General features: G+C 61.4%; 8 protein-coding genes and 1 pseudogene. 7 read left to right on the plus strand and 2 right to left on the minus strand.

Annotated features, from left to right (window positions below; all coding sequences use genetic code 11):
• The first annotated feature begins 1 nt into the window (after position 1).
• The 3 genes from HG421_RS07360 (at position 2) to HG421_RS07370 (ending at position 5,689) form a co-directional block, all read left to right on the plus strand.
• A complete protein-coding gene (locus HG421_RS07360; protein ID WP_169705856.1) occupies positions 2–439 on the plus strand; it encodes a DUF6896 domain-containing protein in 438 nt (145 codons plus the stop codon).
• A 226-nt stretch (positions 440–665) separates the two neighbouring features.
• Entirely contained in the window at positions 666–5,222 is a 4,557-nt protein-coding gene (locus HG421_RS07365; RefSeq protein ID WP_248279501.1) for a hemagglutinin repeat-containing protein, read from the plus strand.
• Positions 5,219–5,689, plus strand: a complete 471-nt coding sequence (locus tag HG421_RS07370; RefSeq protein WP_169705858.1) for a hypothetical protein — start codon at positions 5,219–5,221, stop codon at positions 5,687–5,689. Before HG421_RS07365 ends, HG421_RS07370 begins: the two co-directional genes overlap by 4 nt.
• A 104-nt stretch (positions 5,690–5,793) precedes the next feature.
• Here HG421_RS07370 and HG421_RS07375 read toward each other — a convergent pair whose 3' ends face one another.
• The gene (locus tag HG421_RS07375; RefSeq protein WP_248279478.1) at positions 5,794–6,177 is read right to left on the minus strand and encodes a SymE family type I addiction module toxin; all 384 of its coding nucleotides are present in this window, start codon (positions 6,175–6,177) and stop codon (positions 5,794–5,796) included.
• Between the two features lie 324 nt (positions 6,178–6,501).
• Between HG421_RS07375 and HG421_RS21610 the strand changes: the two are divergent.
• The 4 genes and pseudogenes from HG421_RS21610 to HG421_RS07390 form a co-directional block, all read left to right on the plus strand.
• Positions 6,502–6,708 (plus strand): annotated as a pseudogene (locus tag HG421_RS21610) (hypothetical protein); the annotation flags it as partial.
• 177 nt (positions 6,709–6,885) lie between these two features.
• Positions 6,886–7,386, plus strand: coding sequence for a TspO/MBR family protein (locus HG421_RS07380; RefSeq protein ID WP_169705859.1), 501 nt, complete (start codon positions 6,886–6,888; stop codon positions 7,384–7,386).
• 683 nt (positions 7,387–8,069) lie between these two features.
• On the plus strand, positions 8,070–10,577 hold the full coding sequence (thrA, locus tag HG421_RS07385; RefSeq protein WP_169705860.1) for a bifunctional aspartate kinase/homoserine dehydrogenase I: 2,508 nt from the start codon (positions 8,070–8,072) through the stop codon (positions 10,575–10,577).
• Between the two features lie 32 nt (positions 10,578–10,609).
• Positions 10,610–11,569: a homoserine kinase gene (locus HG421_RS07390; protein WP_169708118.1), complete on the plus strand. Its 960-nt coding sequence runs from the start codon at positions 10,610–10,612 to the stop codon at positions 11,567–11,569.
• Between the two features lie 62 nt (positions 11,570–11,631).
• On the opposite strand, the gene HG421_RS07395 is transcribed toward HG421_RS07390, so the two are convergent.
• A complete protein-coding gene (locus HG421_RS07395) occupies positions 11,632–11,946 on the minus strand; it encodes an EthD family reductase (RefSeq protein WP_169705861.1) in 315 nt (104 codons plus the stop codon).
• Between the last annotated feature and the right edge of the window lie 102 nt (positions 11,947–12,048).

Genomic DNA, 12,048 nt, shown 5'->3' on the forward strand with positions numbered 1-12,048 from the left:
TATGAATATGGATAATATAAATTCAATATTTTTATTTGTTAATCTTCAATGTCGCCTAATGAGTGAATTTTCGGAACTATATCCTGGGGTGAAGGATTGGCGGTGGCTTTCCGACTTCCCTAGAAGCGGTAAGCTAATGGTTGATTTCGATCAATGGAAATTTGTGAGGCATGGCTCAGGGTTGCGGTTTGAGAGGCTGATTCGCGAGCCAAACTGGGTCGTAGACATTCATAAATTTATTGACAATCCAAAAATAGTTGATAGTTGGCGGCTACTTCAGTTTTATGAGTCTTACGGAAAAATTGTGGATGAGGTCCGAATTGTTTCGGAATTAAACGAATTTTGCTCAAAGGGCATTTTTGTTTCCAGTGGTCCTGGGCAATATACTTTAGTGGCGGAACCCCAGAGACGGAGGGAATTAACCGGGCCGCCAGCATGACCGGCAGTCATTGCGTCAGCATCAGCGGCAGCTCGCTCAACGGCACCGGCGCATAGGGTAGTTTGAGCGGTCGTACCCGGCCATGGGTCGCGCAGCAAACGGCCTCGGTGGCATCAACGCCTGGCGCAGCAATGGCCCTGGCCGTCGCTACCTGATCGAGACCGATCCGCGCTTCGTCAACTACGACAATTTCATCAGTAGCGACTTCCTGCTGGACAAGCTGGGCGTGGACCCGGAGTGGACCCAGACCCGCCTTGGCGACGGCTTCTACGAGCAGCGCCTGGTGCTGGACCAGATCACCCAGCTCACCGGTCGCCGTTACCTGGGCAACTACGCCGATGGCGTGGCGCAATACCACGCCTTGCTCGAGTCTGGCGTGGCTGCTGCAGGCCAGCTGCAATTGAGCATGGGCGTCGGCCTCACCGCTGCGCAGGCGGCTGCGCTCACGCAGGACATCGTGTGGATGGTGGAGCAGGACTACCAGGGCCAAAAGGTACTGGTGCCGGTGGTCTACCTGGCCTCCAACTCGCTGCAGCTGCGCGGCAATGGGGCCTTGATCGCCGGCGGCAACGTCGAGCTCAACGCCACCAACGCCCTGAGCAACCAAGGCGTCATCGCCGGTACCGATGTCAGCGTCACCGCCGGCAACCTGCTCAACCAGGGCCAGATCGAGGGGCGCGATGTGGGGCTTGCGGCCGGCAACAATCTGGTTAGCGAAGCGGCCAAGGCCATCAATGGCGCGGGCATCCTGTCCGGCATCAGTGCCAGCAATACATTGCAACTGTTTGCTGGCAACGACTTGACCCTGACCGGCACCCGCGTGCAGGCGGGCGCCAGTGCGGCGCTGACTGCAGGCAATAATCTCAGCCTCACGCCTAGTGCCTTGCGCGACGACAATGGCCTGCTGCGTGGCGGCGATGCCGTGTCACTCGTCACGGGTAAAGACCTGATCGTGTCCGCAGGCAACGACCTGCAACTGCATGGCGTCAGCATCAATGCGGGCGGTAGCGCGGCCTTGCTGGCGGGCAACAATCTCTCGCTGACCCCGACCACCGGTCTGGACGGCAAGGTCGCCACCCGCACCAGCATCAGCACCGGCGACAGCCTGCAGCTCACCGCCGGCAACGACCTGACCATCCGTCAGGCCGAGGTCAAGGCCGGGGGTGATCTGATCGCCGCAGCAGGCAATAACCTCACTGTCGAGTCCGTGCTCAACGACAGCGAGACCAACAGCTACAACTCGCGCAATGGCAAGACCCGCGTCACTACCACGACCACGACGCAAACCATCGACCAACAGGCGCTCACTGCCGGCGGCAACCTGATCCTCAGCGCCGGCAACGACGTCAATCTGGTCGCTGCCAAGCTCGATGCAGGCAAGGGCGTGGGGATCAGCGCCGGCAACGACATCAACGCCAGCACGCTGACCACGGTGGACACCAGCGATGTCCTGGAAACGCGCAAGCGCTTCAAGCAAACCACCAGCACCCGCGACGAAACCGTCCACGGCACCGAGTTCAGTGCCGGTGGCAACCTCGCCATGCAGGCGGGCAACGACATCAGCCTGACCGCCGCATCGGCCGCCACCAAGGAAGGCGGCATCACCCTGGCCGCTGGCAACGACGTCAATCTGCTCGCCGCCAGCGAGCAGCACGATGCCGTGCAGGACATGACCAAGAAGAAGAAGGGCACGTTCAGCAGCAAGACCACGACGACGCATGACGAGTGGCACGACAACGTGGCGGTCACCACCACGCTCAGTGGCGACACGGTGCTGATTGCAGCGGGTAACGATCTGCTGTCGCAAGGCGCGCAGATTGTCGGCACCGGCGACGTCACGCTTGCAGCAGGCAACAACCTGAGCTTGGAAACTGCTCAGAACACGCATAGCGAAGAGCATGACAAAGTCACCACCAAGTCCGGTCTGTTCGGAAGTGGCGGTATCGGGGTGACGCTCGGTAAGCAAAAGGTCACCACTGGCGCCGACATCGACCAGATCACGCATACCGGGACGACGGTCGGCAGCCTGGAGGGCGACGTCACCCTGGTGGCCGGCAACAAGTTGGCGATCACGGGCAGTGATGTCATGGCGTTGCAGGGCGACCTGACCGCGACCGGCAAGGATATCGCGATCACGGAGGTCTACAACGACAGTGATGCGGAACAGCGCAGCAAGTTTAGCCAAGGTGGTTTGTCGCTTACCTTGAGTTCGGCTGCGATCAGCCTGGCACAGGCGGCAAACGACAGCTACAAGGCCAGCAAGGCGGTCAAGGGCGACAGTCGCATGGAAGCACTTGTGCTCGGGTCGGCGGCCTACAGTGCGTATGGGGCAGGGCAGGCCCTTGCACAGGCAGGCAGTTCGCTAGGCGGCAGCGCAAAAGATGCGGCTCAGGGCGCCAATCTGAGCATTGCCATCAGCATCGGCGGCAGCAAGAGCGAGAGCAAGAGCACGCAGACGGCCAGTGTCGCGCAAGGCTCCAAGCTACAGGCAGGCGGTGACGTCAACCTGATTGCGACCGGTGGCGGCGACCAGAGCAACTTGTTGATTCGTGGGAGTGACATCAAGGCGGGCAATGATCTGCTGCTGGCAGCCGATCACAATGTACTCATCGAAGCAGCCAAGAACACCGCCGAGCAAAAAAGTACCAGTAAGAGCAGCAGCGCGTCGTTGGGTGTCGGCATCACTTACGGCCCGGATGGTGCCGCATTTGGCGTGATGATCAGTGCAGCTGGATCGCGCGGCAAGGCCAATGGCGAGGACGTGACCTACAGCAATAGTCATCTGGCTGCGGGCAACACGGCCACGGTCATCAGTGGCAATGACACCACGCTCAAGGGCGCGCAGCTGTCGGCGGACAAGGTGATCGCCGATGTCGGTGGCAATCTGAGCATCGAGAGCCTGCAGGACACCAGCACGTACGACAGCAAGGACAAGAGTGTTGGTGCGAGTGTGACCTTTGGTGCAGGGTTCAGTGCCAGCGCCAGCTATAGCAGTAACAAGGTCAGTGGCGACTTTGCCAGCGTCACCGAACAGAGCGGTATCCAGGCCGGCGATGGCGGCTTCGACATCCGCGTGGGCGGCAACACCGATCTGAAAGGCGGCGTGATCGCAAGCACCCAGGCGGCGGTGGATGCCGGCGCCAATCGCCTGCAGACCGGCACGCTGACGGTGAGCGACATCACCAACACCAGCAGCTATGAAGCCAAGGGCATCAGTCTCTCGGGTGGCTACGCTGCCGGTGGCAGCAACGGCAAGGATGGGGCCAAGACCGAGACCCAGACGCCACCGACGACCAACAACGGCAGCAATTGGTCCTGGCAAAACCAGGGCAGCGGCGCGCAAGGCGCAAGCGCCGGCTACTCCAGCAAGAGTGGCAGCGAAACCTCGCTGACCACCAGCAGCATTAGTGGTGGCACGGTGGTTATCACCGACCAGGCCGGCCAACAAGCCAAGACCGGGCAGAGCGTCAGCGATGTGCTGGCGGCACTAAACCGCGATGTGCTCACCGGTGATGGCGCCAATGGGCTGGTGAAAGGTTGGGATGGGCAGAAGCTGCAGCGGCAAGTGAGCGCCGGAGCGGAGATCACGGCGACGTTTGGGCAGCAGGCCAGCAAAGCGGTCGGGGACTACGCGTCGAAGAAAGCTTTGGTTCTCCGCGCGCAGGGAGACTCAGAAGAAGCCGCAAAATGGGATGAAGGCGGCGAATACCGCATAGCTGCGCATACCGCGATGGGACTGCTTGGTGGAGGTGTTGAGGGCGCACTTGGGTCAGCGGCGGCTGCAACGGCGGCACCAGTTGTTTCAGAACTCACCAAGAATTTGCCAAAGGGCGTGAAGGAAGCCGTTGGTGCTGGCTTGGCGGCTGGGCTGGGCGCGGCAATTGGCGGATCAGCAGGCGCGGCCACCGCGTTTAACGAAGACGCTAACAACCGGATGCTGCATCCAGACGAAGTGAAGTGGATCCGAGAAAACGCAGCTGAGTTCGCAAAAGTACAGGGAATCGGCGAGAAGGAAGCCTACAATATTCTATTGGTAGAGGCTGCTGCTTATGTGGACAAAGACATTCAGGACAAGCTTTCATTGCTTGGTGCCGGATATGAAAACGAGGCTGCGATTGCATTTCTTGCGACCAATCGTGCGGTCTATGGTAGCGTTGAGTCCTTTGATAATCGGCATCGCAACGATGCCAGCATGTTCGCAAATGAGCTAGGGCGCAGCACCGGAGATTTCGTCGATGTATTCAATGCACTGGCGGATGCGGGAGGAAGCAAAGACGATTGGCATTTGGCCCTTGCACCAGCGAATACTGCGTTCGCAAATGCATCATCTTCTCAGTGGGGGGTGTTTAAACTTCAGGTCGCCAGTGCTGGTGCGGGAGCACTTGCTGCGGCAGGTGTAATTACCTATCCCACATTGTCATGGTGGGCTCAAACCGGACTTAAAAGCGGAGTTCAGAGTGCTGCCATTTACACTCTTACTACCGCCGCCAAAGCCAACAGCGAACGGTTGGACACAGGCAAGAATTTTACAGAAACGTTTGCAAATAATTTCTCGTGGCCTAAGCTCGGTGTTGCAGCCACAGTCGGTGCGGCGGGAGGCGTGTATACCCAGCAAATGTTGACCTGGGCAGGCTTGCCGATCGGGTTCTTGCCAAGCGTTCAGAGCATAGGCGGCATAGTTATCCGAGGAAATCAAATGGCCCAAGGAACTGCTATTTCAAAAGCGGCAAACGCTGCAGTCGATCACTACAAAGATAAAGATGCGGAAGATTCCAACCCATGATTGATATAATTTTTGCGGTATCCGCCGGGATTTCAACCCCATTCATCGCGAGCAAGATTAATAAATTTGGAAAGATAAAATTGTTCTGTTTTGGCTTTGTTGTTGGACTGTTTTTTTCTTTAATTTCAGCATTTTATTATCATTTCTTCGGACTTCAAAATTTTTCGCGAGGGTTTGATTTTTATACATCACCCCAAACAATTATTCCAGGCCTAATATTTCCTTTTTCATTTGGAATTATGGCGGCTCTAATGCAACTTATGTATCCCCTGATGACGTGGAAGCAAGCGGAGAGGAAAATTTTACGGTCAGGCTTTGCAATAACAAAAATAGATAATTTAAAAAGCATTCAATATTCAAAAGGCGACTTCGATTTAATCGCGATTTTTGGTCAAGAAAAGGTTCCGACGCGCATAAAGATTTTTAGAGGAAAAAGAGAGATCGGATTGATGGAGCTTAAAAATTGAAAACCAGTGGATTCATATCCGATTTTGAATAGCTCTACGGCTTTGAGTCCAATTCCGTCCCCCGAGCAGATTTGACGTGAAGAAACATGTTCCCGAAGAGCAGATCATCGGCTCCCTGCGCGATGCCGGGGCAGTTCGTCCACTTGTTCGCACTCCTCACCAATCACCGTGATTACCAACGCACGATCATGCACTGTGACGCACAATTTTGAACCGATAGCAAAGCCCACTTGCTCCAACCAACGGCCACGCAAGCGAAGTGCGGGCACGCGCTGTTGGCTGTCAGGATAATAGCCATAACCCACGGTGCACTGCTTGGTTGGGCGCACACGTCGCGGTGGGCGTTGTGCGCGGGCAAGCTCGGCGGCGTCGAGCGCGGCGATTTGTTCCGGCGTCAGCATGGGGCTTGTCGCCGATTCGACAATCGTCCACTGCACTTTCTTTTTGCGCTTGGATGCTTGACTGCGGGAAGACGTCGATTGGCGCATGGCAAAACCTCCTCGCTCCTACGAGACCATCGCCAAGGGCGACGGGATGTCGGGAGGTTAGAAACCGCACGTAGCCGGCGGGCTTATTTCCCCGAAGGGTGTTGTATTAGCCGCCCTCCCGACGCAGGCATTGCGTCGGTTTGCACCTGCGAGCAGGCACAAAAAACCCACCGGTTTGACGGAGGTGGGCACCGCTACGTGAGGAGTTTCTACGCTCCTTGATGGAGAGATTGCTATCGGTTGAATCCGGTGTCAACCCATGCGCGGGGAGCAAAGAACGGGGTCAGGTGTAATTAGTAGGTCAATCTGACCCTGAAGTTTGCAGGTCGCTTCAATTGCAGCGCGGACAGCACCCGTGTTGCAACCGGTACTGCCGGTGACATAGGCGCTCAGGACGGAGCTAATACGCAGGACGCCCCACTCGCCACGTCGGGCGGCATCGTCAAGATGTCGGTCGCACCGGTGATGTCCAACGATAATGGGTTGGTGCGCAGAACCGTCGATCAGGCAAATGTGCAGCCCACCGCAGCTAGCGATCTCCCCCAAGGTTGAGTAGCACATCAGTTCGAGTCCCTACTCCGAGGAGATTGAATCTGGCGGCGCAACGTCATACGGCGTAGCTGAGCGCAAGCTCGTTTGTTTGTGTAGTCACGGCTTGCACAGATGCTCTGGCAAGCTGGCGAACGTTGATAACTCGCTACCACTCTCATGACGCACCGTCTGTCAAAAAAATCGCAATGGTTCGGCCTTTTCGGCTGGCTGGCGCTTTGCTATGCAATCGCCGGGGTGGGCGCGGCGGCATCGATCCAGGCCGCCAGCTTTTACGCGGAGCTACAGCGTCCCGTGTGGGCCCCGCCGGGCTGGCTATTCGGGCCGGTGTGGACCGTGTTGTACGGAATGATGGCGGTGTCAGTCTGGTTGGTGTGGCGCCGCGGCGGCTGGACTGAGGCGCGGATGGCATTGGCTCTGTTCGTGGTGCAGCTGGCACTCAATGGTCTGTGGAGCTGGCTGTTCTTTGCATGGCACATCGGAGCCTGGGCGTTTGCCGACATCGTTGCGTTGTGGCTGGCGCTGGCAGCCACGATCGCGGCGTTCGCGAAGAGACAAGCGCTGGCGGCGTGGTTGCTGGTGCCGTATCTGGCATGGGTGAGCTTTGCGGCGGCGCTTAATTTCTCGGTCTGGCAACTCAATCCTCAGGTGCTCGGCTGATCCTGCGGTGTTACACAGATGATTGGCTGTATCTGCCTTGTCTCTTGGCGCGGAACGCAGGACGACGACCACCTGTGCGGTGCGGCGACAATCCATTGTGGGAAGCGGCATGTCGGCAGCGGCAAGGGGTAGGGTGTTCAGAGGTTATGACGGCCCCTGAGCCGCCTCTCGCTTCCGCGCTGCGCGGACAGGTGCACACGCGTGGATGGGCGCCAACCGTGGATGGGCGTTAACGATGCGAGTTGAGCCTTTCCCGTCGCGCGGCGCTGCCAGGCGCTCCAAAGCTGCGCACGGCGGTCCGCCGAGGTCGCCATAAAAGTTTCCATGGCAATCAATTACTTGCGGGCGCGGCGCCTAAATCCCTGAGCGACAAGGTTTTCTGTTGCCGGTGTCGCGCACGTGCGCCTGCCCATTCACGCAACGCTTGACAGGCCTCGGCCCGCTGATGTCTTTTGCAGGCATGGGTAACGCCTCCGCTACCGTTTCGCTTCTCTGCCAGCCGCTGTTGTGGGCAGGGACGAGCGTGGCCGGCATTACCACCACCATTACCACCGTCACCATTCGCCCGGTGCGGTCCGTCGTCTTCGCGTAACTTCCGAAAACAACGGCCCCGCACCCGGATCAGGATGCGGGGGCTTCCCTCTCACCTGATGCGGACGGGGCCTCCCTAACGAGGTCTGTCGATGTCATCGCCCGCTGTTTCGCTCGACCCTGCCGCTGTCGCGGCGCCCTCCCTGCGCACCATAGTGCACAAATTCGGCGGCACGTCGGTGGCCGATGCCGAACGCTATCGGCATGTCGCGCAGCTGCTGCTTGCGCGCGATGAGACGGTGCAGGTCACCGTGGTCTCGGCGATGAAGGGCGTCACCGATGCCTTGATCGAGTTGGCCGAACTGGCGGCAAAGGATCGCCCCGAATGGCGCGAGCGCTGGCACGAGACGCGTGCGCGTCATCGCGGTGCGGCGGTGGCCTTGCTCGGTGAGCATTCCGGGCCGACGGTGGAGTGGCTGGACGAACGTTTCGAACACCTGTCGCAGATCCTTGGTGCATTGGCGGTGATCGGCGAGTTGCCGCGCGAAGTGCTCGACCGCGTGCAAGGCTTGGGCGAGGTGTATTCGGCGCAGTTGCTGGGCGATCACTTCCGCGCCATCGGCGAAGACTGCGCGGTGCTGGACGCGCGCGATGTGCTGGTGGTCAACCGCGGCGAGCTGGGCGTGGATGTGGACTGGGAGGTGAGCGCGCAGCGGCTGGCCACCTGGCGCCAGGCGCATCCACAGACGCGCGTGGTGGTGACCGGCTTTGTGGCGCGCGACCGCGCCGATCGCATCACCACGCTGGGGCGCAACGGCAGCGATTACTCCGGTGCGATCTTCGCGGCGCTGTTCAATGCCGATGAGCTGCATATCTGGACCGATGTGGATGGCGTATTGTCGGCCGACCCGCGCGTGGTGCCCGAAGCGGTGCAGCTGGAAACATTGAGCTACGACGAGGCCTGCGAGCTGGCGTACTTCGGCGCCAAGGTGGTGCACCCGCAGACGATGTCGCCGGCGATCGAGCGTGGGCTGCCGATCATCATCCGCAACACCTTTCAGCCCGAGCATCCGGGCACGCGCATCACTGCCAGCAGCGCGGTGAGCGGGCCGATCAAGGGGCTGACGCTGAGCCCGGATCTGGCGGTGCTCAATCTGGAAGGCACCGGCCTGATCGGCGTGCCGGGCACGGCCGAGCGCGTGTTCGCGGCGCTGCGTACGGCGCAGGTGTCGGTGGTGATGATCTCGCAGGGGTCGTCGGAGCATTCGATCTGTTGCGTGGTCAAGCAGCATGAGTCCGAGCGTGCTCGCAACGCCTTGCTGCAGGCGTTTGCGCATGAGCTCACGGTTGGCCAAGTGCAGCGGGTGCAGCTGACCACCGGCATCAGCGTGCTGGCGGCGGTGGGCGATGGCATGGCCGGCCAGCCCGGCGTGGCGGCGCGTTTGTTTGAATCGCTGGGGCGCGCGCAGGTCAATATCCTGGCCATTGCGCAGGGCTCGTCCGAGCGCAATATTTCGGTGGCGATCGATGCGGCGCATGCGACCAAGGCCTTGCGCGCGGCGCATGCCGGCTTCTGGCTGTCGCCGCAGACCTTCTCGGTGGGCGTGATCGGTCCGGGCAATGTGGGCGCTGCGCTGCTGGACCAGTTACGCATCGCGCAACCGCAATTGCTGGGCAAGGCCAATCTGGATCTGCGCCTGCGCGCGGTGGTCTCGCGCGGTCGCATGCTGCTGGATGAGCGCGGCCTGGTCGGCGACTGGCGAGATGCCTTCGCCGCCGCTGCCACGCCGACCGATCTGGAACGGTTCACCACGCATCTGCTGTCGGCGCATCTGCCGCATACGGTGATCATCGATTGCAGCGGCAGTGCCGAAGTGGCCGATCGCTATGCCGGCTGGCTGGCCGCAGGCATCCATGTGGTGACGCCGAACAAACAGGCCGGTTCGGGCCCATTGGAGCGCTTCGAGGCGATTCGTGCCGCCGCCGATGCCAGTGGCGCGCGCTTCCGCTACGAAGCCACCGTGGGCGCCGGCCTGCCGGTGATCACCACGCTGCGCGACCTGGTCGATACCGGCGATACGGTGACCTCGATCGAAGGCATCTTCTCCGGCACGTTGGCGTGGCTGTTCAACAAGTACGACGGCAGCGTGCCGTTCGCCGAGTTGGTGACGCAGGCGCGTGGCATGGGCTATACCGAGCCGGACCCGCGCGACGATCTCTCCGGTGTGGACGTCGCGCGCAAGCTGGTGATCCTGGCGCGCGAAGCCGGCCGCGCCATCAGCCTGGAGGACGTGCAGGTGGAAAGCCTGGTGCCGGAAGCGCTGCGCCAGGCCAGCGTGGACGACTTCATGGCGCGGCTGCCCGAAGTGGATGCGGTGTTCGCGCAGCGCCTGAGCGATGCGCGTGCGCGCGGCAACGTGCTGCGCTACGTGGCGCAGCTGCCGCCGGACCGCGCGCCCAGCGTGGGCCTGGTGGAACTGCCGGCCGATCACGCCTTCGCCAATCTGCGCCTCACCGACAACGTGGTGCAGTTCACCACGCGCCGCTACTGCGAAAACCCGCTGGTGGTGCAGGGCCCGGGTGCCGGGCCGGAAGTGACCGCCGCCGGCGTGTTCGCAGATTTGTTGCGCGTGGCGGCGGGCGAGGGGGCGCGGTTGTGAGTCAATCTGCTGTGAGCCAGTCACCGTCGTTGCTGACGGGTGAGGCAGGGCGCATCACTTCCACTGGAGTACTGCGGCAAGCGCGTGCCTTCGCGCCGGCCTCGGTGGCCAACGTGGCCGTGGGCTTCGATCTGCTCGGTTACCCGGTCCAGGGCGTTGGCGACACCGTGACCGTGCGGCGCATCGACGAGCCGCTGGTGCGCATCGCCGCCATTCGCGGCACCACCGTTGCGTTGCCGCTGGATGCCGAGCGCAATACTGCGGGTGCGGCGCTGCTGTCGCTGCGCGCGGCGTTGCAGTTGCCGTATGGCTTCGAGGTGGAGATCGACAAGGGCATTGCACTGAGCTCGGGCATGGGCGGGTCGGCGGCCTCGTGCGTGGCTGCGCTGGTGGCCGCCAATGCGCTGCTGCAAACCCCGCTCAGCAGCGCGCAGCTCTACCAGTACGCACTCGATGGCGAGGCGGTGGCCAGCGGTAGCCGGCATGGCGACAACCTGGGCCCGCTGTTCTTAGGCGGCCTGGTGCTGTGCACGCTGGAGCGGCTGGTGCCGATCGCGGTGCCGGCCGCGTGGCACAGCCTGCTGGTGCACCCGGAGGCGGTGCTGGAGACCCGGCGCGCGCGCGAGGCATTGGCAGGCACGTATCAACTGCGCGAGTTCGTTGCACAGAGCACCAACCTTGCGCTGGTGCTGGCCGGTTGCCACGTCGGCGATGCGGATCTGGTGCGCGCCGGCCTGCGCGATGTGCTGGTCGAACCACGGCGTGCGCCGCTGATCGGTGGCTTTGCCGATGCCAAGCAGGCCGCGCTCGATCACGGCGCCCTGGGCGCCAGCATTTCCGGTGCCGGCCCCAGCGTGTTCGCCTGGTTTGAAACGCACGATGCGGCGCAGGCAGCGGCGCCGGCGGTGCAGGCCGGGTTTGCCGCAGCAGGATTCGACAGCCAGTGTTGGGTCTCGCCTATCGCAAGCCCCGCAGCGCGGTTGATCGGATGACGCGGCATTTACACCCAGTGGGTGCGCTGCGTGCCGCAGACCGGCGGCACGCTGCGCACGCTTCACTCCACCACCACCTCGCTGATCTGCATGACCGGGATCAGATCGGTGTAGTTGGCCACGTCGGCAAGAATCTCCTGCGCATGCGGGCCGAAGCTCGCATTGAACGATTCCACCGAGTCGCAAAAGATATGGCACATACCGATGAAGGGCGGGCTGCTGCCGGCTTCGCCGCCGCTGAGGCCCTTGTCCACGCTGTAGCGCAGGCAGGCAGCACCCATGCGGGCGCTCACCAGCGGCATGTGCTGGTCGCGGTAATAGCCGTGGTCGAAACGGGCGCCTTCGCGGTTGGGGTACATCACGCTGACCTTGATCATCTGCCGGCTCCGCGGAACGGTGCGCGCAGCATAGCGCCGCAGCGTTCGGCGCAAGCGACCGCCGCGACACACGTGTCCACGGCCTTTGCACTTCGCGCCCAC

Origin of the sequence: Xanthomonas campestris pv. badrii (genome assembly GCF_012848175.1) — a bacterium.
GTDB lineage: Bacteria > Pseudomonadota > Gammaproteobacteria > Xanthomonadales > Xanthomonadaceae > Xanthomonas > Xanthomonas campestris_C.